Origin of the sequence: Limnohabitans sp. (assembly GCF_017848645.1) — a bacterium.
In the GTDB taxonomy this organism is placed as follows: Bacteria; Pseudomonadota; Gammaproteobacteria; order Burkholderiales; family Burkholderiaceae_C; genus Limnohabitans_A.
This window is the reverse complement of the sequence record NZ_JAFEIF010000042.1, coordinates 24,211-48,482: the sequence shown is the minus strand read 5'-3', so window position 1 is coordinate 48,482 and position 24,272 is coordinate 24,211. Positions and strand designations below refer to the sequence as shown.

Here is a 24,272-nt window from a genome sequence, read left to right as displayed (position 1 = left end):
GCTTTCCTTTCAGACAGATGAAGAAGGCAGCACCACCGCACCACTGGCCACCAGGGCCTGCACGCGTTCGGGGCTGAGGTAAAGTTCCCGCTGCAGCACGTCAGCGCTGTCCGCGCCCAAGCTGGGGCCGCTGCGGTAAATGCCACCGGGCGTGCCAGACAGTCGGGGCACGACCCCGGCTTGGGTGGTATGGCCCAGCTGCTCGTGGGGCACCTGCTGCAGCATCTGACGCGCTTGGAAATGCGGGTCTTTGAAGATGTCGGCAATGGTGTAGACCAAGGTGCTGGGCACCTGGGCTTGGTGCAGCAGCGCCAACAGGCTGGCGGCCTCGTGGCCACGGCTCCAGTTGGCAATGATGGCGTCGATAGCGCGCATGTGCTCGGGCTGGCCGCGCACCTGGATCGTCTCGAAACGCGGGTCCGTCAACAACTCGGGCATCTGCATCAGGGCCACCAGCCGCTTCCAGATGGGCTGGCTGTTGGCCGCAATCAGCACCCAGGCCCCATCGCGCGTGGGGTAAGAGCTGTTGGGGGCCATGGAGGGCAAGTTCGAGCCCTCCCGCATGGGCACCACACCCAGTTTGTCATGCGCGGGCACGACGGGCTCCATTTGGGTGAACGCAGCCTCGTACAGGGCCACGTCCACCACCTGCCCTTTGCCTGTATGGGTGCGGGAATGAATGGCGGCCATGGCCCCGAAAGCGGCATAGACCGAAGACAAATAGTCGGTGGTCGCCAAGGCCACACGCGCCGGGGGGCGGTCCGGGTCGCCGGTCATGTGGCGCACGCCGCCTACGGCTTCGCAAATGGCCCCATAGCCGGGGCGTTCGGCATAGGGCCCGTCTTGGCCAAAACCACTGATGCGCACCAGCACCAAACCGGGGTTGCGTGCCGACAAGGCTTCATAACCCAGGCCCAGGCGCTCCATGACACCCGGGCGGTTGTTTTCCACCACGATGTCGGCCTTCGCCATCAGCTCAAAAGCCAGGGCTCGGCCCTGCTCGGACTTGAGGTCCAGGGCAATCGAGCGCTTGTTGCGCAAGATGGAAGCCGCGTACAAAGACACGTCGCCCACATGCTGCCCCATTTGCCGCACCGGGTCGCCATCGGGCGGCTCGATCTTGATCACGTCGGCCCCAAAGTCGGCCAACAGGCGAGCGCAGGCCGGTCCGGCAATCGTGCTGCACACCTCAATGACTTTGAGATCGGTGAGCGGGCCTTGGCGTTGCGGAGCGGCGTTCATGACTGCCCCCTTTGGCCCAGTTGCTGCACCGCTTCGTGCGCTGACTCTTCGATGCGCTGGCGGGTCAGTTGGACCACACGGTCTGCGTCGCCCGCCTCCAAGGCCCCAATGGCCTGCTGCCAAAGCGTCACCGAGCGCTGGCGTCGTGCCACAGAAGACAGGCCCAATTTGCTGTAACGCAAGGTCTGCAAAGAAATCGAGGTCAGCATGCGCTGCAGACGGCGGTTGCCCGTCAATCGGGCCACCAAAATCAGCAGTCGGTACGTGGTTTGGGCATAAAGCTCTCCCGCGTCGTCTTGCCCAGCCAAGGCTTGCAGGCGTTCGGTGCCTGCCCGCATCAGGGGCAACAGTTGGGTGCAGGGTTGGGCCATGAGTTTGCGCACGGCCACCTCAAACAAACCAGCTCGAATGTCCAGCAGCTCGGACAACTCCTGCGCACTCAGGTCGGTCACGATCGCGCCGCGCCGCGCCAGAAGGGTGGCCAAGCCCTCACGCTCCAAAATGCGCAGGGCGTCGCGCACGGGCCCCCGGCTGACTTTGAATTCGTCGGCCAACTCTTGCTCGCCGATCCGCGCGCCTGGGGCCAACTGACCACTGAGGATGCGTTCACCCACGCGGGATGCGATTTGTTCTGAAACCGTGAGCGTCGGCTCATCTTGATCAGCAAAGAGGCGAAACGCCACCGCACTGTCCAAGTCGATTAAGAGCTCTGCGGGCATGTCTTGGAGGGTCATCGCGTTGCCCTTATTCCAGCGACAGCAACCACTGCCCATCTTCCACCGCTTCGCCCTCAGCCACCAACAGCTCGCGCACGGTCCCGGCGGCCGGTGACTCCACCGGAATTTCCATTTTCATGGACTCGACAATCATCAAAACATCGCCCGCCGCGACGGCTTGCCCCGCCACCACTTCGACTTTCCAGATGCTGCCACTGACTTCAGAGTAAATTTTTTGCATGGTTGAATTTTTGAATGACATTCAGATTGTTAACAATCTTAATGCTTTCCAGAACCCGTACAAACCCTGCAAATCGTCAAAATTGTGGATTAACCCTCACTTACGGCCGTTTCAGGCTGCTTGCGTCTGGCCCCAGTAATGAAAAGTCATGGGGCGCGGCCCGGCCAGATAGGCCGATTGGGTTTGGGCCGCAAAGCCTGCGTCTTGCAGCAAGGCGGGAATGTCGCGCCCCAGCTGACAACCTCCGGCCAGCGGCCCCCAGAAGGGCTGCAAGCGCTCTTGCCAGCGGCGCACGTCCGCATCCGGTGCGCGGCCATGCTCGCAAAAAAGCAGATTTCCACCCGGCACCAGCACCCGGCGCATCTCGCGCAAGGCCTGCGCTGCATCGGGAATGCTGCACAGGGTGTAGGTGCATACCACGGTGTCAAAGCTGGCATCGGCCGTGGGCAGCTGCTGGGCCGACAGGCCCATCAGCTCCACAGCGATGCCCGCCTCTTGGCTGCGCTTTTGCGCCAAGCGGTGCATCTGCATGGCCGGGTCTACACCCACCAGACGGGTCACGCGGCTGCGGTCATAAAACGGCAAGTTGCGCCCGGTGCCCATGCCAATCTCCAGCACCCGGCCCTGCGCCTGAGGCACCAGCTGGCGGCGCTGCGCCTGCACCATGGGCAGGCCGCAAGCGAAGTCGATCAAGTAGGGCAGGACGTGTTGGTCGTAGAGGTTCATGGCAGGTCATTCTGTCACGGCCCACCCTTTGAAAGCCCATATCGGAAATGATGGTCCGACACGGGCTCGCATCGCGCAGCGGCCCATCAACCCTTCTTGGCCACCAAGGTCAAGATGTCATAACTGGCGACCACTTCGCCGAGCTGGTTGGTCACCTCCACGTCCCAAGCGACCACGCCTTGGCCCACGCCGTTGGCGTCTTTCTTGTTGCGGTCGATCTTGCGCTTGGCCGTCAGGCGCGCCTGAATGGTGTCGCCAATGCCCACGGGTTTCACAAAGCGCAGCGTGTCCAGACCGTAGTTGGCCAGCACCGGGCCGGGTGCGGGCGAGACAAACAAGCCAGCCGCTGCCGACAACACGAAGTAGCCGTGCGCGATGCGCTTGCCAAAGGGCGAATCCTTGGCGGCGATCTCGTCGAAGTGCATGTAGAAATAGTCGCCCGACAGGCCGCCAAAGGCCACAATGTCGGCCTCGCCCACGGTGCGGCGGTGGGTGAGCAAGCTTTCGCCAATCTGCAGCTCTTCAAAGTAACGGCGGAAGGGGTGGACCTCGGTCTCGATCAGTTTGGCGCCGCGCATGTACTCGCCCGTGACGGCAGCGATCATGGTGGGCGAGCCTTGCAAAGCGGTGCGCTGCATCAGGTGCTTGACGGCGCGGATGCCGCCGAGTTCTTCACCACCGCCTGCGCGACCGGGGCCGCCGTGCTTGAGCGGGGGCAGTGGCGAGCCGTGGCCGGTCGATTCGACCGCCGATTCGCGGTCCAGGATGTGCAGGCGGCCATGCAAGGCGGCGGCCACCGGGATCATGCGGGCCGCGATTTGCGGGTCTTTGGTGACCAGCGTGCCCACCAAACTGCCCTGCCCGCGTGCGGCCAATTGCAGTGCTTCTTCAATGCCGTCATAAGCCATGAGCGTGCTGACGGGGCCAAAGGCTTCCACGTCGTGCACGCTGTCGGTGTGCAAAGGCTTTTGGCACAGCAGCAGTGTGGGCTGGAAGAAAGCACCGCCCTCCACGCCCTGCCCCACGGGCTTGAAATCGGCACCGCCGCCAAACACCAGCTCGGCGCTTTGGCGCAGCAGGGCCACGCGCTCGGCCACGTCGGCTTGCTGCGAATGGGAGGCCAGCGCCCCCATCTTCACGCCTTCAACAGACGGGTCGCCCACCACCACCTTGGCCAGGCGGGCCTTGAGTTTTTCGGCCACTGCGTCGAGGTGCTGGCGCGGCACGATGGCGCGGCGGATCGCGGTGCATTTTTGGCCCGCCTTGACGGTCATCTCGCGAGCGACTTCTTTCACGAACAAATCAAACTCTTCATCGTCGGGCGAGACATCGGGCGCGAGGATGGCGCAGTTGAGCGAGTCGGCTTCGGCGTTGAAGGGGATGCTGTGTTTGACCACATTGGGGTGCACACGCAGCATGGCGGCGGTGTCGGCCGAGCCAGTAAAAGTCACCACGTCCTGACCATTCAGGCGGTCGAGCAGGTCACCCGTGGAGCCGATCACCAACTGGAGCGAACCGGCAGGCAAGATGCCCGATTGCTCCACCAAGCGCACCATGGCTTCGGTCAGGTAGCTGGTAGACGATGCGGGTTTGCCGATGCAAGGCATGCCCGCCAAAAAGCTGGGTGCGAACTTTTCCAAAAGACCCCAGATGGGGAAGTTGAAGGCGTTGATGTGCACGGCAATGCCGCCACGCGGCACCAAGATGTGCGTGCCCGCAAAGCCACCCTTTTTGCCCAAGGGGAAGGCCGGGCCTTCGTGGATCAGGTTGCCGCTGGGCAGCTCGTTGCTGCCCATGCCCGAATACGCAAACAAGGTGCCCGCGCCGCCTTCGATGTCCACCCAGCTGTCGGCGCGGGTGGCGCCCGTGTGGGCCGAGATGGCGTAAAGCTGCTCTTTGTGCTCACCCAAGTATTTGGCCAGGGCCTTGAGGCGCTGGGCGCGTTCCTGAAAATCCAGCTTGAGCAGGTTGGGCAGGCCCACGGTGCGGGCGTAGTGCACCGCGTCGCCAAAGTCGATGGCCTCGGCATGGGTTTGGAACACGGTCTGGCCGTTGAGGGCGCTGCGCAGGTTTTGTGCGCCTTGCTGGCCGATCCACTGGCCACCGATGAAACTTTGCAGGACTTGGGACATGGGGTGCTTTCCTTGAGGAGGTCAAAACCCGGTGCCTTGGCAAGCCCTAGCGCTGCCAATGCGTTAACCAACCGGGCGGTCGGTTAATTCTAGTCGCAATGGCAGGGTGGATTTCAGCTTTTGTGCCGCTCGGGCACCGCTTGGGGAGGCACCGGGGCTTGCGAGCGCGCTTTCAGGTGCAGCGCAGCCTGCGCCATCAGGTTGGCCGACACGGGCGCGGTGACAAACACAAACAAGGTGATGAGCAACTCGGCCATGCCCGCACGGCCCTGAAAAGCCGACACCAGCATGGACGCCACCAAAATGCCGCCCACGCCCAAGGTGGAGGCTTTGGTGGGCGCGTGCAATCGCATGTAAAAGTCGGGCAGGCGCACCAGGCCAATGGCGCCCACCAGCAGGAAAAAGGCGGCAATCACGATGATGGCCGCAGCGGCCCATTCGATCAGGGGATTCATGAAGAGGCTCCTTTTATTCGACCACGTCGCCGCGACTGAGGTAACGCGCCAGCGCCACCGTCGAGGCAAAACCCAGCATGGCCACCAGCAAGGCGGCTTCAAACAACAAGGCGGTTTGCCAACGGATGCCCAGCAGCACGATCAGGGCCACGGCGTTCATCGACAAAGTGTCGAGCGCGAGGATGCGGTCGGTGGTTTCGGGGCCACGAAAAAGTCGCCAGGCGCACAGTGCCACCGCCAGGGTGACGGCCACGATGGCGATCGACAGGGCCAGATCCAGGATGTTCATTGCGGGCCTTTCTGGGTAAGGGGTGCAGCCTGCTCGCTGCACCCAAAGATGTGCAGCAAGGGGGCTTCGTAGCGGGTTTTCATGTCGTCGATCATGGCTTGCGCGTCGTCGCAGTTGAGCGCGTGCACCAGGATTTCGCGCCGCGATTCATCCACCACACAAGACACCGTGCCGGGCGTGGTGGTGATGATGCTGGCGAACAAGGCGTTGACCATCGCGTGATCGCTGGCCAGGGGCACGGCCATCCAGGCGGGCGACATGGCCTTCATGGGGCCCAGCACCAGACGGGCCACGGTGATGTTGGACATCACGATGTCCTTGAGCACCACCAGCGCCAGACGCAGGGCTGCGCCCCAGTGGATGCTGGCGGCAGGGCCCAAAAACGGGTGGATCAGGCGCGGCACGATCAGCGCGATCAGCAAGGCAGCCAAAAGGTGCACGGGGGCCAGGCTGTGCGACAAAGCCATCCAGCTGACGCCCAGCAAGAGCGAGAGGATGGGGTGGCTGAGCCAGCGCGCGCGGATGGGGTGGTGCGCAGGGGTCGGTTTCATCGGGTTTCCTTTGCAGGAGCAGAGGCTGCGGCCTCGGCGGCAGAAGCCTCCGTGGCGGCAGCAGGTGCGGGTGTGGGCGCAGCGGTGGATGGCGCTGCAGCAGGCTCAGCCGGGGCTTGGGGTTGGGGGGCTGGCACCGACTGGCGTGCCCCGTCATAAGGCCGCGTGGTGGTCGAAGTCTGGCCCGGGGCCAGGCCCAGCACGGCTTGGGCGTAAGCGGCGGTGTCAGCCAGTTGCGTGGCCGTGTCGTCGGTGTAGCGCTTGATGGGTGAAGCCAGCACGGCCATGGCCAAGGTCAGCGCCATGAAGGCCCACACGGCCGACAAGAGCTTGGGGCTGCTGCCCGAGTTGCCTTGCGCCTCGTCCGGCTCGGGCTGCACATGCCAAAACAGCACCACACCCGCACGGGCCAAGCCCACGATGGTGAAAAAGCCCACGCTCAGAACCACGGTCCAGACCCAGGCCTGCGCGGGCAGGCCCGAGCTGCTCTCCAAAATCATGAGCTTGCCCAAAAAGCCGGGCAAAGGCGGCAAACCCGCAGCCGATGCCGCGCCAAACAACAGCATCAGGCCCAGCAGCACCGGCTCGCGCACGGCCACGGCGGGGCGCAGCTTGTCCAAGGCTTGGCCGCGCTGCGCGGCCATCAGCTCCACCAGCAAGAACAATCCCGCGATCACGATGGTGCTGTGCAGCGTGTAGTAAAGCGCCGCCGACAAAGTGTCGGTGGAGAACAAGCCCACACAGGCCAGCAAAGTGCCCACCGAAGACACCGTGAGGTACGCCACCAGGCGGCTCATGCTGTGCGCCGCCAAGGCGCCCAACACCCCCAAGGCGCTGGTGGTCAAAGCCAGTGGCAGCAGCCAGTCGGCCACGGCCAAGGCCGACTCCCCTGCCCCCACGCCAAAGATCACCCAGTGCGTGCGGATGATGCTGTAGACACCCACCTTGGTCATGATGGCAAACAGCGCCGCCACCGGGGCACTGGCTGCGGCGTAGGTGCCCGGCAGCCAGAAGTACAGCGGCACCAGCGCGGCCTTGAGGCCAAACACGGCCAGCAGCACCAGCGCCGCGGCCCGCGCCAGCCAGGCCTTCTCACCCGTGAGCTGCGCCACCTGCAGGCCCACATCGGCCATGTTGAGTGTCCCGGTCACGCTGTAGACCATGGACAGGCCGATCAGGAACAGGCCCGACGCCGCCAAGTTGAGCACCACGTAGTGGATGCCCATGCGAAAACGCTCGCGCCCCTGGCCATGCACCAGCAGCACATAAGAGGCAATCAGCAAGACCTCGAAGAACACGAACAGGTTGAACAAATCGCCCGTCATGAACGCGCCGCACAGCCCCATGAGCTGGAACTGGAACAGCGCATGGAAATGCCGCCCCCGCGTGTCCCAGCCGCCTGTGGCGTACCAAAGCACGGGCACAGCCACCAGGTAAGTCAGCAGCACCATCAGGCCGGACAAACGGTCCAGCACCATCACGATGCCAAAGGGCGCGGGCCATTCACCCAGTTGGTAGACCAGCAACTCACCCGTGCTGGCCTGCACCACCAGGCCAATGGCCATGAGCAAACCGAGCAAAACCGAGGCCATGGCCAAACGACGCGCCCAACGCTGGCGGCTGTCGCCATGGCCACCCCCGGCCACCTGTTGGCTGCCATCGCCCAGCAGCAACAGGGCCACGGCCGTGAACACGGGCAGCAAGACCGACAGCACAGGCGCGTGCTGCAACCAGAAAGAAAAAACAGCGTCGAACATCAGGCCTGTCCTCCACGCGCTGCACCAATCGTTAGGCCAGCCGTCTGGCCAGCCGCTTGGCCGGGAGCTTGGCCAGGCTCGTGCCCGTCCACATGGTCGCTGCCGCTTTCGTGGCGGCTGCGCAGGGCCAGCTCAATCACAAAGCCGGTGGTCGCAAAACCGATCACGATGGCCGTGAGCACCAGCGCCTGGGGCAAGGGGTCGGCCACGGGGCCGCTGCCCACCAATATGGGCTGGGCATTGCTCCACAAACGGCCCATGGCAAAGATGAAGACGTTCACGGCATAGCCCAACATCGACAAACCCAAGACCACCGTGAAGGTGCGCCCACGCAGCATCAGGTAAACGGCGCAGGCGGTGACAAAACCGATACCGCTGGCCAACAAAAATTCCATGCTCATGAGAGGTCCTTGCGGCGACTGAAAACACTGATCGACAAAGTTTTGAAGAGGGTCATGACAACACTTTCTGTCGCAAACCGGAGGCACCCGGCGCTTCGCGGGTCACGGTGCCCAGCACCGAGATGGTCAACAAGGTCGAGCCCACCACGACCAAATACACACCCAAGTCAAACAAGGCAGCCGAGGCCAGTGGCAGCTCGCCCAGGACCGGCACCACCGGGTAGCCATGCGCACTGGTCAAGAAGGGGCGGCCCCACACAAAGGCCCCTACGCCGGTCAAGCCAGCAATGCCCAAGCCCGAGCCGATCCACTTCACAAAGCGACGCCCCCCCTGGCCGCGCAGCAGGTACTCGGCCTTGGCCTGCCCCATGGACATGAACTGCAGCACCAGCGCCACGGCGGTGATCAGGCCCGCAATGAAGCCGCCACCGGGCATGTTGTGCCCGCGCATGAAGATGTAAATGGTGAACACCAAGGCCACCGGCAGCACCACCCCGGCAGCCACGCGCAGCATCAGGGGTTGGGCGGCAAAGGTCCAGGTGCGGCCATCGCTGTCCTGGGTGGGGCGGCGCGTGCGCATGCCCTCCATCAGGGCCAGCACGCCAATGGCGGCAATGCCCAGCACCGTGATCTCACCAAAGGTGTCGTAGCCCCTGAAGTCCACCAAGATCACGTTGACCACGTTGGAGCCGCCGCCCACTGGAATCGACTTGTCGAGGAAGTACCAGGAAATCGAGCTGTAGTCACGGGTGACAAACACCCAGGTCAACCAGGCCATGCCCGCGCCTGCGGCCAACGCGAGCGCCGCGTCGCGTGCACGCCGGGTGCTGCTCGACTCGCGTGGCGAATGCTGGGGCAACAAAGCCAGGCCCATCAGCAGCAAGACGGTGGAGACCACCTCGACCGACAACTGGGTCAGGGCCAGATCGGGGGCGGACAGGCTGACAAAGGTGAGCGATGTGACCAGGCCCACCACGCCCACCAGCACCACCGCCTGAAAGCGCTTGTGGTGCTGCAGCGCCAGCGCCAGGCTGACCGCGCCCAGCAGCAGCCAGATCATGATGGCCAGAGGCGATGCGGGCAGCAGCTCGCGCGGCCCGGTGCCAATGCCGCTGCTCAGCAAGGGCCAACCCACCACCAGCACCACGCCGCCCAGCATCCAGGCCACATAGCTTTGCAGCGAGCCGTTTTCCAGGCGCGTGGTGACCCGCGCAGCCAGCACAAACAGGCCGTCAACCAAGCCTTCGAACATCTGGCGCCCGGTGGCGCGGCCAAACCAGGCCTCGGACTCGATGCGGTGCAGGCGCTTGTTTTTGGCCAGCATCAGGTACAGCGCCACGCCCACCACCAGCGCGATCGCGCTCATGAGCAGGGGCAGATTGAAGCCGTGCCAAATGGCCAGGTGGTACTCGGGCAGCGGCTTGCCGGCCAAGGCTGTGGCCGCCACATCAACCAGCGGGCCCAGCGTGAGCGCGGGCAACACACCCACCACGATGCACAACGTGACCAACAAAATGGCAGGAAGCTTCATGCCCAGCGGCGGCTCGTGCGGGTGGGTGTTGGGCACATCGCCCAGTGGACCGTTGAAATACGTGTCGTGCACAAAGCGCAGCGAATAGGCCACGCTGCAGACCCCGGCCAAAGTCACCAGCGCGGGCACCAGCCAAGCGAACGCGCCAGAGGTGCCCACCACGGCTTCGGTGAAAAACATTTCTTTGGACAAGAAGCCGTTGGTCAAAGGCACACCCGCCATGGACGCGGCCGCCACCATGGACAGCGTGGCCGTCCAGGGCATGAGCGACCACAGGCCGCCGAGCTTGCGCATGTCGCGCGAGTGGGTTTCGTGGTCCACGATGCCCGCGATCATGAACAGCGAAGCCTTGAACGTGGCGTGGTTGAGCACATGGAACACAGCCGCCACAGCGGCCAGCGGCGAGCCCAGGCCCACCAAAAAGGTGATCAGGCCCAGGTGGCTGACGGTGGAATAAGCCAACAAACCCTTGAGGTCGTGCTTGAAGATGGCAATGAAGGCCGCGAACAAGACGGTGATCAGGCCCACCGTGGTGACAATCGCCTCGAAATAACCCGAGCCAGCCAGCACCGGGTACATGCGCATGAGCAAAAACACCCCGGCCTTGACCATGGTGGCCGAGTGCAGGTAGGCCGACACGGGCGTGGGCGCGGCCATCGCGTCGGGCAGCCAAAAGTGGAAGGGGAACTGCGCGCTCTTGGTGAAGGCCCCCAGCAGAATCAACAGCAGCGCGGGCAAGAACATCGGATCGGCCTGAATGGCGGCCACATGGCCCAGCATTTCACTGAGCTCGTAGGTGCCCGCAATCTGGCCCAAAAGCACAAAGCCCCCCAGCATGGCCAGGCCGCCACCGCCCGTGACCGCCAGCGCCTGACGGGCCCCGGCGCGGGCGTCTGGCCGGTAGCTCCAGTACCCCACCAGCAAAAACGACGAGACGCTGGTCAGCTCCCAAAACACCACCAAGAGCAGCAAGTTGTCCGACAGCACCACGCCCAACATGGCGGCCATGAACAGCATCATCTCGCTGTAGAACTTGCCGGCCGAATCCTTGGCGCTCAGGTAATAGTGTGCATACAAAATGATCATCAGCCCGATGAACAGGATCAGGCCCGCGAACATCATCGACAAGCCGTCAAGGCGGAAGGTCAGGTTCAGCCCGATCTCGGGCACCCAGGGCCAGGCGTTCATCACCGTCTCGCCCGCCAGCACGGCCGGGGCCATGGACAGCAACAGGCCCAAACTGGTGGCCGTGACGGTGCCGGCCGCGCAAGCGGTCAGTAGTCGCGAGCGGGAACCCAGCCAAAACGTGGCCAGGGTGCCCAGCAAAAGAGGGAGCAATACGATGGTGAGCAGCACGGCATGTCTTTCAAATGTGCGCCGCATTCTAGGCAGACCCTCGGTTTGGGCCCAGTGTGCGTGAGGCGAAGCCGCATCATGCAGGCGCAAAGCCGCACCAGCCGGTCGTTTCAGCCCCAAAACCCCATCAAAAAAGGGGCAACACCTGGCGGTGTGCCCCTGTCATTCAAGCTTGCGTTTGTCAGCGAGCGTCGTACACCGCTTTCTCGAAGTCGAGGTACAGCGGCAGCGACTTGTGATCGGCAAACGGGAAGATTTGCGTGAGGTAGACCCCCGCCAGCCCGTTTGTGGGGTCAATCCAGTAATAGGAGTTGGCCAGACCCGCCCACATCATGCCGCCTGCCGGGCGACCGGTGGGGGCGGCCTCGTGGTTGATCTGGAAAGCCAGGCTCCAGCTCTTGGGCACACCGGGGAAGAATTCGGCGTCATTGGTCAAGGGGATGGCCGCCTTGAGGTTGTAGACGCGGCAGTCACCCATGTGGTTCACGCCCAGCGAGGCCGCGCCCTCGGGGGTGATGATGCGCTCGCCGCCCAACTGTCCACCATTGAGCACCATGCGCAAAAAGCGCAGGTAATCCCCGGCCGTGCCGTACAGGCCGCCACCGCCCATCTCGAACTCGGGCTCCTGCGGAATCTCGAAGGGAAACACCGCCAACTGCCCATCAGGCCCACGCAAATGGGGCGAGGCCAGTCGCTGGCGCATGTCGTCCGAGATCCGAAAGGCCGTGCTGTTCATGCCCAGCGGTCCCAGAATGTTGTCTTTCAGATACTGGCCCAGGGTCTGGCCGCTGGCGGCCTCGACCATCTTGCCGGCCCAGTCGATGTTGATGCCGTACTCCCAGGCCTCACCCGGATCGAAGAGCAAAGGCAGCGTCAGCGCCTTGTTTTTACATTCGGTCACGCCGGGAATGCCCAGCGCGGCCTGCACCTTTTGCATGTCGGTGTTCCAGATTTCGTAGCTGAAACCGGCCGAATGCGTGAGCAACTGGCGCAGCGTGATGTCGCGTTTGGGTGGGCGTGTGGTGGGTTGGCCGTTGGCATCAAAACCTGTGAGCACGCCCACCTGGCCCAGTTGGGGGCACACGTTTTTGGCCGGTTCATCGAGCTTGAGCAAGCCCCGCTCCACACACTGCAAGGCGGCCACCGAGGTGATGGCCTTGGTCATGGAGGCGATCCAGCCGACCGAGTCGGTGGTCATGGCCGTGCCCGAGCCCAAGGCCCGCTCACCAAAAGCGCCCTCGTAAATCACGCCCTCGCGGTTGGCCACCATGGCCACCACACCGGGCACATCGCCGCGCTGCACACCCTGCGAAAGCACGGCACCAATCTTGTCTTGCATACCCATGGAATCACTCCTGAAGAAAAGCGGAAAGGGCCTTCAAGTTAAGCCGCCACCGCCTGGCAACCAACAGGGGAAACCCGCAAACCACCTTTGCGCAAGCTTGACCAGACGCTCTTTTTTGTAAGCACTTGTGACGATGCAGGCATGCGGCCTGATTGCGCCAAGCCCAGTGACCCGTCTGCAGGACGGCGCCACGCCCGTACGCCGTGGCGGCGTGTTGCCACTGGTCAACGGGGTTTTTAATAAGTATACTTATCGAATCGCCGTTATTCCTTTGCATACCCCCACTCCAGGAACCCCCATGAGCCCATCACCCAACACCCTCCCCGTCCTGGTCGCAGGCGGTGGCATCGGCGGCTTGGCCGCTGCTCTAGCGCTGGTGCGCCAGGGCTTTGCCGTCACCGTGCTGGAGCAGGCCCCCGAAATCGGCGAAATCGGCGCGGGCATCCAAATTGGACCGAACGGGTTTCATGCGTTTGACGCATTGGGCGTCGGTGACAAAGCCCGTGGCCGCGCGGTCTACACCGACTTCATGGTGATGCATGACGCGCTCGACGAGTACCAAGTCGGCAAGATCCCCACGGATGAAAAATTCCGCCAGCGTTTTGGCAATCCCTATGCCGTGATCCACCGCGCGGATGTGCACTTGTCCTTGCTCGAAGCGGCGCAAGAAACCGGGCAAGTGCAATTTCACACCAGCACCCGCGTGGAGCGCATAGAGCAGGACGACAGCAGCGTGACCGTGTGGGACCAAAACGGCAAGGCATTCAAGGGCTGCGCGCTGATCGGTGCCGACGGCGTCAAATCGGTGGTGCGCGAGCAGTTTGTGGGCGACCCGGCCCGCGTCACGGGCCATGTGGTGTACCGCGCCGTGGTCGACAAAAAAGACTTTCCGCAAGACCTGCAATGGAACGCCGCCGCCATCTGGGTCGGCCCCAACTGCCACCTGGTGCACTACCCGCTGCGTGGTGGCGAGCAGTACAACGTGGTCGTGACATTCCACAGCCGTGAGCAAGAAGAATGGGGCGTCAAAGACGGCAGCAAAGAAGAAGTGCAAAGCTACTTCCAGGGCATCTGCCCCAAAGCCCGTCAATTGATCGACCTGCCCAAGACCTGGAAACGCTGGGCCACCGCCGACCGCGAGCCGATTGGCCAGTGGACTTATGGCCGCGTGACCTTACTGGGCGACGCCGCCCACCCCACCACGCAGTACATGGCCCAAGGCGCCTGCATGGCCATGGAAGACGCCGTGACACTGGGCGAAGCCCTGCGCACACACCACAACGACTGGCCCAAGGCTTTGGACATGTACCAACGCGCCCGTGTGGCCCGCACGGCCCGCATTGTGCTGTCGAGCCGAGAGATGGGCCGCATCTACCACGCCAAGGGCGTCGAGCGCCTGGTGCGCAACGACCTGTGGCGTGGCCGCCGCCCCGAGCGCTTTTATGATGCGATGGCATGGCTGTACGGCTGGAACGTGGGCAACTGCCTCGACGCCGCACAGCACAACTGAACAGAACGGAGACAAAAAATGAACGACCTCGGCCGAATCGAAGACCTGCCCGCAGACTATGTGCAGGACCTGCGCAACGTGAACCTGGTGCCCCTGTGGCCCAGCCTGCGTGGCGTGCTGCCCCCCAAAGTGCCCACGCGCCAGACCCAGCCCACCTGCTGGGCTTACAAAGACATCAAGCCGCTCTTGCTCAAAGCGGGCGAGCTGACCCCGATTGAAAAAGCCGAACGCCGCGTGCTGGTGCTGGCCAACCCCGGCCACGGCCTCGACAAAATGCAGGCCAGCGCGGCCATGTACTTGGGCATGCAACTGCTCATGCCCGGCGAGTGGGCGCCCAGCCACCGCCACACGCCCAACGCGGTGCGCATGGTCGTTGAAGGCGAAGGCGCCTGGACCACGGTGGACGGCGAAAAGTGTCCCATGAGCCGGGGCGACTTGATCCTCACGCCCACAGGCCTGTGGCACGAGCACGGCCACGACGGCACCGAGCCCGTCATCTGGCTGGATGTGCTGGACTTGCCCCTGGTCTATTACATGGAGGCCAGTTACCACATCAACGGGGCACGCCAGAACGTGGTGCCCGGCCAAGGTGACAAGCAATACGCCCGTGGCGGCGTGGTGCCCTCACATGTGTTTGAGCGCAGCAAAAAGGCTTACCCCATGCTGCGTTACGCCTGGAAAGACGCCAAAGCCGCGCTCGAATCACTGGCCTCTGACGATACCGGTTTGGAGCAAGTGCAAGTCACATACACCAACCCCGAGACGGGTGGCGATGCGGAAAACATCCTGGGCTTTTACGCCCTGATGCTGCGCCCCGGCCAGACCCTGCGTTTGCCAGCTCGCTCGCCCGCGCAAGTCTTCCACGTCATCGAAGGCGCGGTCCAAGCACAGATCGTGGCCAGCACCTTCACCCTGCTTGAGGCCGACACCTGCTGCGCGCCCGGCTATGAGGCTGTGACGCTGACCAACCTGAACACCGACCAACTCGCCTTCGTCTTCATCGCCGACGAATCACCGCTGCACCGCAAGCTGGGGGTGTACGAGAACCGCGGCTAAACCGCCCGTCAGTGTGGCCCTTCGGGACCTGTTGATGCTTGACTTTTGTGGGAGGCCGCCCCTGCGGCCGAATGGTGAATTGACTCAGCCTTTTGCAAAGGCTCAAAGTGATTCAAACATTCGCGAGCAGGGGCTCGCTCCTACAAGGAAAACACATTGCCTTTTCACCATTTGACCCCCTCATGACCTCCTACCTCTTTACCCCTCCCGCCGTTCAATCCCTGCCCATCCGTGGCAAAACCGAGCGTTTCCCGATCAACCGCATTTTTTGCGTGGGCCGCAACTACCATGCACACGCGGTTGAGATGGGCCGCCCGGTCGACAAGAGCGTCGAGCAGGCTTTCTACTTCACCAAGTCACCGCAGACCCTTGTGGAAAGCGGCGCGACCGTCGACTACCCACCCCGCACCAACAACTACCACTTCGAGATGGAACTGGTGCTGGCGATTGGCAAAGAAGGTTTCCGCGTGAGCGAAGCCAATGCGCATGAACTGGTTTATGGCTACGCCGCAGGCCTGGACATGACACGCCGTGATCTGCAGCTGGTGGCGCGCGACAAAGGCCGCCCTTGGGACACGGGCAAGGACATCGAGCAAGGCTCGGTCTGCTCCGAGATCGTGCCCATGCCCGGCGTGGTGATCGAGAACGGTGCGATTGCCCTCGAAGTCAACGGCGTCACCAAGCAGTCGTCCAACGTGGACAAGCTGATCTGGAACATCCGCGAAATCATCGCCGACCTCTCCACCTACTACCACCTGCAGCCCGGCGACCTGATCTACACCGGCACCCCCGAAGGTGTGGGCGCGGTGGTGACCGGTGACAAAATCACGGGCCGCGTCGAAGGCGTGGCCGAGATCGCGCTGAACATCGGCGCTGCTCAATAATGCCAAGCGCCCGCAGCCGCCCTGTGCATGCGGCTGCACACCCACCCACAGGACCCCAGCCATGAAGCTCTACAACTTTTTCCGCAGCGGCACCTCGCACCGCCTGCGCATCGCGCTCAACCTCAAAGGCATCGCCACCGACTATGTGGCGGTGGACCTGCGCGTGGAGGAACACCTCAAAGACGCATTCAAAGCGGTCAACCCGCAGCAGCTGGTGCCTGCGCTCGACACCGGCGAGCAAGTGCTGATCCAGTCGCCCGCCATCATCGAATGGCTGGAAGAAAAACACCCCACGCCCGCGCTGCTGCCCACCGATGTCAACCAACGTGCCCATGTGCGTGCCCTGGCCGCCATCGTGGGCTGCGACATCCACCCCATCAACAACCGCCGCATTCTGGAAACCCTGCGCAAACAGTTTGGCGCCAACGAAGACGCGGTGAACGCCTGGTGCGCCACCTGGATCAGCGCAGGCTTTGACGCCTACGAAGCCCTGATCGAAGCCGACGCGCAACGCGGCCGCTTCAGCTTCGGCGACACGCCCACCCTGGCCGATGTGTACCTGATCCCCCAGGTCGAAAGCGCCCGCCGCTTCAAAGTGGACCTGACGCAATGGCCACACATCATGGCGGTGGAAAAAGCCTGCTTGGCGCTGGAGGCCTTTCAAAAGGCTGCGCCGGGTCAGCAGCCGGATGCCTGAGCGACACGCCTCAAAAGCAAGGGCCCTTCGGGGCCCTTTTTTGATGGTGATTTAGGAAGGAATTTCTGCTTTGCAGCGGGAGCAGTCATCGATCTTCGTAAGCTGACCTGCAGCTATCGGCCAGAAGCAGTCACTCGAACTCACTTGTCACTGTTTCGTCCGCTGACCGGTTTCAGGTGACCACCGTATAGCGGCAAAGTTCTGAATCGCATCAGGGAAATGACAGCCTGCTCCAACGCTGAGCGAAATATCCGGCTCTGCTACTACAACGCCGTGGCATTCGTAACGGTCGTGAGCGACTTAGCGTTTTTCAGGACTTTGGTGGGCACGTCCGGCCTTTGCCGATCGATGAACTGACATGCGCCAAGTACCCGAATGAAGTCAGCCACGGTAAAGAGTTGCCGATTGGCCTGTCGGTCTGACGGTCGTGGTCAATCCGGATCTTCATGTATGAGATGAGCGGGTGCACTGATCTTGGTATGTTGAGACTGTGCCGTGATCAGGCTGTGCAGGTTTCCTTACACCTCGAGGCTTCCCGATGCAGCCATGATAAGAAAGCCTCCACTGCAGGTCGCTTGGCATGCCGCTCGGGAAACACTGCAAAGTGAGCTTTGACCTTGATGGCCTTGTTGACTCCGAAAACGGGCGCGAGCTTGCCTTGCTCCAAATGGCCGCCAGCGTTGGTGGCGCTCTCCAGTGCCACGCCAAGGCCTTGGGTGGCCGCATCCAGTGACATCTGTGCCCGGTCAAAGCGCACTGGAAACCGCTCTGGCGCCCGCAAGCCGGTGTAGCGTGCGAACCAGTCAGACCACTGGACCACACTCACATTACTTTGGATCAAGGGTACTTCCAGCAACTGCTCAACGCTCTTTAGGTTATGTTCTTGAATGAACGTAGGGCTTGCCAAGGGCAGTATGTTTTCTTCAAACAAAGGCTCTACCACCAAGTCGCCCCACTGAGGCACGCCGTAGCGTATATCGATATCTGCCTGCCCCAGTGTGAAGTCGCTCGGGGTATGCGCGGCTGAAAGGTTCAGTGAGATATCGGGGTAGGCCTGGGCAAAGCGGTGCAACCTTGGCATCAGCCATAGACTAGCAAAGCTGGGTGCCGAATGCACATACAAGTTGTTGCGAACGCCTTGGCGAAGATCGTCAGTGACGGCCGTAATGGCTTCCAGTGCTGCGCTCACACGAAATCGGTAATGCTCTCCAGCAGTGCTGAGTCGAACGCCGTGGGCGCTTCGTTGAAAAAGACGCACGTCTAAAAAGGCCTCTAGTCGGGCGATCTGATGGCTGACCGCCGATGCCGTCAGGTTCAATTCTGCTGCAGCAAGTGCAAAACTGCGCCGCCTGGCCACAGCTTCAAATGCCTGCAAATTGTTGATCGGGGGGAGAGACGGCATAGGGGCAACCCTGTTTTAAGATGACAGATTGTCATCTTACTGTGAAAAAGCATCGCTTGTTTTAACTTTAACAGGCGACGATCATCGGCTTTCTCAATCCTGAACCTGCTGCTTCGGCAGGCCAGGTCTTTAGAAACTCATTCAATTGGAGACAAATGCAAATGCTGCTTAAAGACAAAGTCGCCCTCATCACAGGTGGTGCCGGAATGAATGGCTTGGGCTTTGCTACTGCACGCCAAATGGCGGCGCAGGGCGCTCGCGTGGTCATCATGGACCTTGCACGAGCTGAACCCGTTGCCGCTGCAGCCCGTCTAGGGGAAAGTCACCTGGGCCTGGTGGGCGATGTGACCGACAAAGCCGCCTGTGATGCAGCTGCAGCCCAAGTGCTGGCCAAGTTCGGTCGCATCGACATCCTCATCAACAACGCAGGCATTACCCAACCGGTCAAGACATTGGCCATCACGGGTGCTGACTACGACCGAATTCTTGACGTCAGCTTGCGTGGCACTCTTTATATGTCCCAAGCTGTTCTGCCCGCCATGCGTGAGCAGCAAGCGGGCTCTATTGTTTGTATTTCGTCGGTTTCTGCTCAGCGCGGTGGGGGCATTTTTGGCGGCCCGCATTACTCCGCAGCCAAGGCGGGCGTGTTGGGTTTGGCCAAAGCGATGGCGCGAGAATTTGGTCCAGAAGGTGTTCGCATCAATTGCGTGACCCCAGGCTTGATTGAGACCGATATCACACAAGGCAAGCTCAGCCCTGATCAGAAAAAAGACATCGCACAAACCATTCCACTGAACCGCCTTGGCAAAGCCGATGATGTGGCCGGCGTGTGCGTGTTCTTGGCCAGCGACTTGTCCGCTTATTGCACCGGCATCACGCTGGATGTCAATGGCGGCATGCTCATCCACTGATTTCCATTCCCCCATCAGTTCCCCATACATTCCAATTTTTCTAGGAGACAAACCTCATGCAACGCATTACTTTCACCCGCACCCTGATTTCGCTGGCCGCCTGCGCCTTGCTGCCTCTTGCAGCGCATGCCCAAACCGTCAAGCTCACGCTTGGTCACGGTGCTGCACCTGGCAACCCACGCCACGAAGCTTCGGTCAAGTTTGCCGAATCGCTCAAAGCCAAAACGAACGGACGCATTGAAGTACAGGTGGCTCCCTCTGCTCAGTTGGGTGACGATGCCGCGATGGTGACCGCGCTGCGCACCGGTGCGATCGACATGTCCGCCAACTCTCAAGGCGCGGTGGCCAACGCTGTGCCTGAGTTCAACGCCTTTGGCATGCCCTTCATGTTTGCTACGCCCGCTGCCGCCTTCAAGTTACTCGACGGCCCGCTGGGCAAAGAGCTGGGCGAGCGTTCAGCTGAAAAAGGCATGGTGCTCCTGGGCGCTTGGGACAATGGCATCCGCCACATGACCAACAGCAAACGCCCCATCAGCAAGGTTGAAGACATGAAAGGCTTGAAGATGCGCGTGCCGCCTGACGCAACGTTGGTAGACATCATGAAGTCTCTGGGTGCTGAGTCACAGCAGATCCGGTTTGCCGAGCTGTACGTAGCGCTGCAACAAGGCGTGGTGGACGGTCAAGAAAACCCACTGGTCAACATCCATGCCAGCAAAATCTATGAGGTGCAAAAGCACTTGGCCTTGACGGCGCACCAGTTTCAGATGACTCCGCTGCTCATGAGCAAACGCACTTGGGACAAACTTTCTGACGCCGATAAGCGGGCGGTGCAAGAGGCTGCCAACGAAGCCACCGCCCTGCAGCGCAAGTTGTCGCAGGAGGCTGATGAAAAATTGTTGGCCGACCTCAAGTCCAAGGGTGTGCAAGTCACCACGCCTGATCAGGCAGCCTTTGCCAAAGCCACGGCCGATGTGGACGACAAATGGATGGCCAGCAACATTGGCGCCTATGTCAAGAAGGTCGTAGCCGCTGCACGCGCGAAGTAATCGCATCCAGTCAGCATCAAATTGCGGTGCCCGTGCGAATGGCGCAGGGCACCGCCCCCTTTTTGGAGAATCCAATGCAAACCGCCGAATCCAGCATGATCGAGCGCGGCGTGGCCAGTCTTTGCCGCGTCGTGTTGTGGCTGTCCACCTCTGTGATCTTTGTGATCCTGTGCGCCAACACTGTGTTGCGTTACGCCACTGGCGCGAGCTTGCAGTGGGCCAATGAAGTGCCTGAATTGTTGTTCCCTTGGCTGGTGATGGCGGGTGTGGTACTTGCGTCGCTGCACAGCGCGCACATTGCCACCACTTTTTTGATGGACGCCGTACCGGCCAAAGTGCGACGTCTTGTCGCCATCGTGAGCTGGTTGATCGTGGCCGGACTCTACGGCACGCTGGCAGTGGCGACTTACCGCATGCTCGATATCGTGCACGACGAAAAGTCGCCCATTTTGCAGTTACCCGGCTCCATCACTTACGCCTGCGTGATGGCGGGTATGGCACTTTTGAGCTTGCTGGCTTTGCAATCGGCTTGGCTTGCGTGGTCCAAGTCGGCTGTGGACGCTGCACCGGCTGAAGGCCAGGTTCCTGTCGCGCACTGGTGATCGTCACCATTTGAAAGAATTCTCATGAGCGCACTCATCCTTTTCGTTTTCCTGATCACGGCTGTGGCTGCCATGCCCATTGCGCATGGTCTGCTTGTGGCCGCGCTGGCCGCCGCGGCCACTTCTGACAAGGTGCCGCTGGACCTCTTGGTTCAGCAAATGGTGGCCCAGGTGCAAAGCTTTCCGCTGATCGCCATTCCATTCTTCATGCTGACAGGCACCCTGATGATGGGGGGCAAACTTGGTGAGGCTCTGATCGGCGTGCTGACCACTTTGATCGGACGATTTCACGGCGGCCCGGCCCAAGTCGGCGTTCTCTCATCGACCTTGTTTGGTGGTGTTTCGGGCTCGGCAGTGGCTGATGCATCGGCCATCGGCTCGCTGCTGATTCCGTGGCACAAGCGCCTGGGCTATCCACCTGCGTTTTCAGCCGCCACCTTGGCCGCAGCAGCGACCATTGACATTCTGATTCCGCCCTCGATTCCGATGATCTTGTTCGCGCTCACCTCGAACGCGTCGATTGCATCGTTGTTTGTGGCCGGTGTCCTACCAGGCCTTTTGATGTGCGGAGGCTTCATGGCGGCTTGCTGGTGGGTAGGCTGGCGCCGGAACCTGCCCCGCGATCGTTCGCCATTTAACGGCGCTGCCTTCCTCAAGCACATGCTGTATGCCTCGCCCGCCATCGTGCTGCCGGTACTGATCATCGTCTTCTTGCGCTTTGGCATTGCCACACCCACGGAGGTGGCTGTGCTGTCCACGCTGTACGCAGGCCTGGTGTCGACGATGGTCTACCGCGACCTCGGCTGGAAGCGTTTGAATGACGCCATCGTTCATGCTGGTCTGGCTACCGGCGTGGTGTTGCTGGTCATCATGGCCTCGGCAGCCATTGGGTGGTTACTGACCTATGACCAGATGCCCCAGGGCATTGCCCAATGGGTGCAGGCCAATGTGCACGCCAAGTGGCTGATCATCTTGATGATGAACCTGATGATGCTGGTGCTGGGCATGTTCATTGACCTGCCTGCCGCCGTGCTCCTGCTCACCCCTGTCTTTGTGCCGCTGGCGCAAAGCATCGGCATGGACATGACGCAGCTCGGCATCATGATGGTTGTCAACCTGGCCATTGGCCTTTACACACCGCCGGTAGGCACTACTTTGTTCATCACCAGCGCCTTGGCCAAGGTCAAGGTGGGACAAACCGTACGCGAGCTTGGGCCCTTTTACCTCGTCGCCTTTGGCGTGCTGGCCCTCGTGTCTTACGTCCCAGCCAGCATCATTCGCTGACGTACCCACGCTATCAGTTCGCCAGCATTTTTTAGGAGCATTTCATGAGTAATCCATCTGCGTCGCTGTCATCTGCGGCTTGGCGTATCCGCCGCTACGCGCTTCGCATGGGCGAAGTTCAGGGCCAGGGCTACATTGGGCAAGCCCTGGGTTGGGCCGACGTGCTGGCTGTGGCCTACCACCATGCCATGAACTTGCGCCCTCAAGAACCAGAGTGGGAAGGCCGAGACCGTTTCTTGTTATCACACGGCCACTATGCCATCGCCCATTACGCCGCGCTGATCGAGGCAGGCGTCATCCCAGAAAGTGAGCTCGACTCCTATGGCAGCGACGACAGCCGATTGCCCATGTCCGGCATGGCCGCTTACACCCCCGGCATGGAAATATCGGGTGGATCGCTGGGTCAAGGCTTGGTGATTGGCGTGGGCATGGCGCTCGGTCTGAAGCAAAAGCGCAATCCTGCATTTGTCTACAACTCCATGTCTGACGGTGAACTGGATGAAGGTTCCACTTGGGAAGCGGCCATGTCCGCCGCTCACCATCAACTGGACAACCTGATTTGCTTGGTGGACGTGAACAACCAGCAAGCCGACGGTCCCTCAACCAAGGTGCTGGGTTTTGAACCTTTGGCCGACAAATGGGCTGCGTTTGGCTGGCATGTGCAGCGCGTCAATGGCAATGACATCGCCGCCGTCCAAGCCGCATTTGATGCTGCCCGCGCGCTCAATGATGCCAAGCCGCGTGTGATTTTGTTCGACACACTCATGGGCAAGGGCGTGCCCTTTTTGGAGCAACGCGAGAAGAACCACTTCATCCGTGTCGACCCACCCGAGTGGCAGCAAGCTCTCGAGATTTTGGACCAGAACCAACCCGCCCCCTACGTTGACGCTAACGCCCAAGGAGTCGCAGCATGAACACCGCCGTCGCAGAAAAAAAGCCCCGCCTCACTACCTCGGCCATGATCGCGTCCATTGCCTCCGAAGGCCAACGCGTCACAGCCGCACCCTTTGGCAAGGCCCTTGTTGACTACGCAGCCACGCACCCTGAAGTCGTCGGCCTGACGGCTGATCTGGCCAAATACACCGACTTGCACCTGTTTGCCCAAGCGTACCCCGAGCGTTTTTACCAAATGGGGATGGCCGAGCAGTTGCTCATGGGCGCTGCTGGCGGCTTGGCCAAAGAGGGCCTGGTGCCCTTTGCCACTACCTATGCTGTGTTTGGCACGCGCCGCGCGTATGACTTCATTCACCAAGTCATTGCCGAAGAAAACCTCAACGTCAAGATCTGCTGCGCTTTGCCGGGTTTGACCACCGGCTACGGCCCCAGCCACCAAGCCACTGAAGACCTGGCCATGATGCGTGGCATCCCTGGCCTGACCATTGTTGACCCCTGCGACGCGCTGGACATCGAGCAAGCAGTGCCTCAAATTGCTGCGCACAAAGGACCGGTTTACATGCGCATTCTGCGGGGCAGCGTGCCACTGGTTCTCGACGAAATTGAAGGCTACAAATTTGAGTTGGGTAAAGCGAAAATGTTGCGCGAAGGCGCTGACGTGCTGATTATTTCCAGCGGCATTCTGACCATGCGTGCGCTAGAAGTTGCTAAGGACTTGGCGGCCGACAACATTGGCGTGGCCGTGCTGCACTGTCCCACCATCAAGCCGCTGGACGAAGCGACCATCGTTGCAGCAGTGGGTTCCAAGCCTCGAATGGTGGTGGTTGCCGAGAATCACTCTGTGATCGGCGGCTTGGGTGAAGCAGTGGCCAGTGCCCTGCTACGCCACAATGTACAGCCAGCTAGCTTCAAGCTCGCCGGTCTGCCCGACGAATTCCTGGACGCTGGTGCACTGCCCACTCTGCATGACCGCTATGGCATTAGCCGTGAGGTGCTCGGCCAGCGTGTTAAGGCATGGCTAGCTTAAAGTCAGACCTAGGTCGCTTCATCTAAGCCAGCGCGGTTCCTAATATAAATAATGCGCAGTGAGGCAATTATGCAGACCGAGTCGGTGCGTGTAAATTTTTGACCGTCGGCTTAGGGTCGGCTGCTGTCGGTCTAGGACTCGCTGTGAAGTGCCGCTATCAGCCTAGAGCCGTCGGCGTGGTAATCACTTCAAGGGTCAGCTGCTGCCCCGCCGCAGC

Annotated in this window: 23 protein-coding genes; 10 read left to right on the top strand and 13 right to left on the bottom strand. The window is 61.6% G+C overall.

The window, feature by feature from the left end:
• Positions 1–9: 9 nt before the first annotated feature.
• The 12 genes from QZ190_RS09635 to QZ190_RS09580 form a co-directional block, all read right to left on the bottom strand.
• On the bottom strand, positions 10–1,242 hold the full coding sequence (locus QZ190_RS09635) for a CoA transferase (protein ID WP_291915551.1): 1,233 nt from the start codon (positions 1,240–1,242) through the stop codon (positions 10–12).
• The gene (locus QZ190_RS09630; RefSeq protein WP_291915550.1) at positions 1,239–1,976 is read right to left on the bottom strand and encodes a GntR family transcriptional regulator; all 738 of its coding nucleotides are present in this window, start codon (positions 1,974–1,976) and stop codon (positions 1,239–1,241) included. Before QZ190_RS09630 ends, QZ190_RS09635 begins: the two co-directional genes overlap by 4 nt.
• Positions 1,977–1,986: 10 nt before the next feature.
• Positions 1,987–2,199, bottom strand: coding sequence for a biotin/lipoyl-containing protein (locus QZ190_RS09625; protein ID WP_291915549.1), 213 nt, complete (start codon positions 2,197–2,199; stop codon positions 1,987–1,989).
• 111 nt (positions 2,200–2,310) lie between these two features.
• A complete protein-coding gene (locus QZ190_RS09620) occupies positions 2,311–2,925 on the bottom strand; it encodes a class I SAM-dependent methyltransferase (RefSeq protein ID WP_291915548.1) in 615 nt (204 codons plus the stop codon).
• Between the two features lie 86 nt (positions 2,926–3,011).
• On the bottom strand, positions 3,012–5,057 hold the full coding sequence (gene paaZ / locus QZ190_RS09615; protein ID WP_291915547.1) for a phenylacetic acid degradation bifunctional protein PaaZ: 2,046 nt from the start codon (positions 5,055–5,057) through the stop codon (positions 3,012–3,014).
• Between the two features lie 113 nt (positions 5,058–5,170).
• Positions 5,171–5,512 (bottom strand): Na+/H+ antiporter subunit G, encoded by a 342-nt coding sequence (locus QZ190_RS09610; protein WP_291915546.1) that lies wholly within the window; start codon positions 5,510–5,512, stop codon positions 5,171–5,173.
• Positions 5,513–5,525: 13 nt separating this feature from the next.
• A complete protein-coding gene (locus QZ190_RS09605) occupies positions 5,526–5,801 on the bottom strand; it encodes a K+/H+ antiporter subunit F (RefSeq protein WP_108362688.1) in 276 nt (91 codons plus the stop codon).
• Positions 5,798–6,352 (bottom strand): Na+/H+ antiporter subunit E, encoded by a 555-nt coding sequence (locus QZ190_RS09600; protein WP_291915545.1) that lies wholly within the window; start codon positions 6,350–6,352, stop codon positions 5,798–5,800. Before QZ190_RS09600 ends, QZ190_RS09605 begins: the two co-directional genes overlap by 4 nt.
• Complete coding sequence (locus QZ190_RS09595; RefSeq protein WP_291915544.1) at positions 6,349–8,109, bottom strand: monovalent cation/H+ antiporter subunit D; 1,761 nt, start codon at positions 8,107–8,109, stop codon at positions 6,349–6,351. The genes QZ190_RS09600 and QZ190_RS09595 overlap by 4 nt, the downstream gene beginning before the upstream one ends.
• Positions 8,109–8,504, bottom strand: coding sequence for a Na+/H+ antiporter subunit C (locus QZ190_RS09590; protein ID WP_291915640.1), 396 nt, complete (start codon positions 8,502–8,504; stop codon positions 8,109–8,111). Before QZ190_RS09590 ends, QZ190_RS09595 begins: the two co-directional genes overlap by 1 nt.
• A 58-nt stretch (positions 8,505–8,562) precedes the next feature.
• Positions 8,563–11,397, bottom strand: coding sequence for a monovalent cation/H+ antiporter subunit A (locus QZ190_RS09585; protein WP_291915543.1), 2,835 nt, complete (start codon positions 11,395–11,397; stop codon positions 8,563–8,565).
• A gap of 181 nt (positions 11,398–11,578) precedes the next feature.
• Entirely contained in the window at positions 11,579–12,742 is a 1,164-nt protein-coding gene (locus tag QZ190_RS09580) for a serine hydrolase (RefSeq protein WP_291915542.1), read from the bottom strand.
• Between the two features lie 298 nt (positions 12,743–13,040).
• Between QZ190_RS09580 and QZ190_RS09575 the strand changes: the two genes are divergently transcribed.
• The 4 genes from QZ190_RS09575 to maiA all read left to right on the top strand — a co-directional run bounded on the left by QZ190_RS09575 (position 13,041) and on the right by maiA (position 16,889).
• Complete coding sequence (locus tag QZ190_RS09575; protein ID WP_291915541.1) at positions 13,041–14,252, top strand: 3-hydroxybenzoate 6-monooxygenase; 1,212 nt, start codon at positions 13,041–13,043, stop codon at positions 14,250–14,252.
• An 18-nt stretch (positions 14,253–14,270) separates the two neighbouring features.
• Positions 14,271–15,308, top strand: a complete 1,038-nt coding sequence (locus QZ190_RS09570; RefSeq protein WP_291915540.1) for a cupin domain-containing protein — start codon at positions 14,271–14,273, stop codon at positions 15,306–15,308.
• A 182-nt stretch (positions 15,309–15,490) separates the two neighbouring features.
• Positions 15,491–16,192, top strand: coding sequence for a fumarylacetoacetate hydrolase family protein (locus tag QZ190_RS09565; RefSeq protein ID WP_291915539.1), 702 nt, complete (start codon positions 15,491–15,493; stop codon positions 16,190–16,192).
• 61 nt (positions 16,193–16,253) lie between these two features.
• Positions 16,254–16,889 carry a maleylacetoacetate isomerase gene (gene maiA / locus QZ190_RS09560; protein WP_291915538.1) on the top strand — a complete coding sequence of 212 codons (636 nt, stop codon included), beginning with the start codon at positions 16,254–16,256 and terminating at the stop codon, positions 16,887–16,889.
• 499 nt (positions 16,890–17,388) lie between these two features.
• On the opposite strand, the gene QZ190_RS09555 is transcribed toward maiA, so the two are convergent.
• Positions 17,389–18,291: a LysR substrate-binding domain-containing protein gene (locus QZ190_RS09555; RefSeq protein ID WP_291915537.1), complete on the bottom strand. Its 903-nt coding sequence runs from the start codon at positions 18,289–18,291 to the stop codon at positions 17,389–17,391.
• A 161-nt stretch (positions 18,292–18,452) separates the two neighbouring features.
• Here QZ190_RS09555 and QZ190_RS09550 point away from each other — a divergent pair, with 161 nt between their 5' ends.
• From QZ190_RS09550 to QZ190_RS09525, 6 genes are all read left to right on the top strand, one after another.
• Entirely contained in the window at positions 18,453–19,202 is a 750-nt protein-coding gene (locus tag QZ190_RS09550; RefSeq protein WP_291915639.1) for an SDR family NAD(P)-dependent oxidoreductase, read from the top strand.
• Between the two features lie 56 nt (positions 19,203–19,258).
• Positions 19,259–20,248, top strand: coding sequence for a TRAP transporter substrate-binding protein (locus QZ190_RS09545; RefSeq protein ID WP_291915536.1), 990 nt, complete (start codon positions 19,259–19,261; stop codon positions 20,246–20,248).
• Positions 20,249–20,322: 74 nt separating this feature from the next.
• The gene (locus tag QZ190_RS09540) at positions 20,323–20,850 is read left to right on the top strand and encodes a TRAP transporter small permease (RefSeq protein WP_291915535.1); all 528 of its coding nucleotides are present in this window, start codon (positions 20,323–20,325) and stop codon (positions 20,848–20,850) included.
• 24 nt (positions 20,851–20,874) lie between these two features.
• The gene (locus tag QZ190_RS09535) at positions 20,875–22,134 is read left to right on the top strand and encodes a TRAP transporter large permease subunit (RefSeq protein WP_291915534.1); all 1,260 of its coding nucleotides are present in this window, start codon (positions 20,875–20,877) and stop codon (positions 22,132–22,134) included.
• A gap of 44 nt (positions 22,135–22,178) precedes the next feature.
• Positions 22,179–23,048, top strand: a complete 870-nt coding sequence (locus QZ190_RS09530) for a transketolase (protein WP_291915533.1) — start codon at positions 22,179–22,181, stop codon at positions 23,046–23,048.
• The gene (locus QZ190_RS09525) at positions 23,045–24,055 is read left to right on the top strand and encodes a transketolase C-terminal domain-containing protein (protein WP_291915532.1); all 1,011 of its coding nucleotides are present in this window, start codon (positions 23,045–23,047) and stop codon (positions 24,053–24,055) included. The genes QZ190_RS09530 and QZ190_RS09525 overlap by 4 nt, the downstream gene beginning before the upstream one ends.
• Positions 24,056–24,272: the final 217 nt, after the last annotated feature.

Bases quoted from the DNA above. Each gene is read 5' to 3' on its own strand.
- QZ190_RS09635 (WP_291915551.1), bottom strand. From the start codon at position 1,242: ATGAACGCCGCTCCGCAACGCCAAGGCCCGCTCACCGATCTCAAAGTC.
- QZ190_RS09630 (WP_291915550.1), bottom strand. From the start codon at position 1,976: ATGACCCTCCAAGACATGCCCGCAGAGCTCTTAATCGACTTGGACAGT.
- QZ190_RS09625 (WP_291915549.1), bottom strand. From the start codon at position 2,199: ATGCAAAAAATTTACTCTGAAGTCAGTGGCAGCATCTGGAAAGTCGAA.
- QZ190_RS09620 (WP_291915548.1), bottom strand. From the start codon at position 2,925: ATGAACCTCTACGACCAACACGTCCTGCCCTACTTGATCGACTTCGCT.
- paaZ (WP_291915547.1), bottom strand. From the start codon at position 5,057: ATGTCCCAAGTCCTGCAAAGTTTCATCGGTGGCCAGTGGATCGGCCAG.
- QZ190_RS09610 (WP_291915546.1), bottom strand. From the start codon at position 5,512: ATGAATCCCCTGATCGAATGGGCCGCTGCGGCCATCATCGTGATTGCC.
- QZ190_RS09605 (WP_108362688.1), bottom strand. From the start codon at position 5,801: ATGAACATCCTGGATCTGGCCCTGTCGATCGCCATCGTGGCCGTCACC.
- QZ190_RS09600 (WP_291915545.1), bottom strand. From the start codon at position 6,352: ATGAAACCGACCCCTGCGCACCACCCCATCCGCGCGCGCTGGCTCAGC.
- QZ190_RS09595 (WP_291915544.1), bottom strand. From the start codon at position 8,109: ATGTTCGACGCTGTTTTTTCTTTCTGGTTGCAGCACGCGCCTGTGCTG.
- QZ190_RS09590 (WP_291915640.1), bottom strand. From the start codon at position 8,504: ATGGAATTTTTGTTGGCCAGCGGTATCGGTTTTGTCACCGCCTGCGCC.
- QZ190_RS09580 (WP_291915542.1), bottom strand. From the start codon at position 12,742: ATGGGTATGCAAGACAAGATTGGTGCCGTGCTTTCGCAGGGTGTGCAG.
- QZ190_RS09575 (WP_291915541.1), top strand. From the start codon at position 13,041: ATGAGCCCATCACCCAACACCCTCCCCGTCCTGGTCGCAGGCGGTGGC.
- QZ190_RS09570 (WP_291915540.1), top strand. From the start codon at position 14,271: ATGAACGACCTCGGCCGAATCGAAGACCTGCCCGCAGACTATGTGCAG.
- QZ190_RS09565 (WP_291915539.1), top strand. From the start codon at position 15,491: ATGACCTCCTACCTCTTTACCCCTCCCGCCGTTCAATCCCTGCCCATC.
- maiA (WP_291915538.1), top strand. From the start codon at position 16,254: ATGAAGCTCTACAACTTTTTCCGCAGCGGCACCTCGCACCGCCTGCGC.
- QZ190_RS09555 (WP_291915537.1), bottom strand. From the start codon at position 18,291: ATGCCGTCTCTCCCCCCGATCAACAATTTGCAGGCATTTGAAGCTGTG.
- QZ190_RS09550 (WP_291915639.1), top strand. From the start codon at position 18,453: ATGCTGCTTAAAGACAAAGTCGCCCTCATCACAGGTGGTGCCGGAATG.
- QZ190_RS09545 (WP_291915536.1), top strand. From the start codon at position 19,259: ATGCAACGCATTACTTTCACCCGCACCCTGATTTCGCTGGCCGCCTGC.
- QZ190_RS09540 (WP_291915535.1), top strand. From the start codon at position 20,323: ATGCAAACCGCCGAATCCAGCATGATCGAGCGCGGCGTGGCCAGTCTT.
- QZ190_RS09535 (WP_291915534.1), top strand. From the start codon at position 20,875: ATGAGCGCACTCATCCTTTTCGTTTTCCTGATCACGGCTGTGGCTGCC.
- QZ190_RS09530 (WP_291915533.1), top strand. From the start codon at position 22,179: ATGAGTAATCCATCTGCGTCGCTGTCATCTGCGGCTTGGCGTATCCGC.
- QZ190_RS09525 (WP_291915532.1), top strand. From the start codon at position 23,045: ATGAACACCGCCGTCGCAGAAAAAAAGCCCCGCCTCACTACCTCGGCC.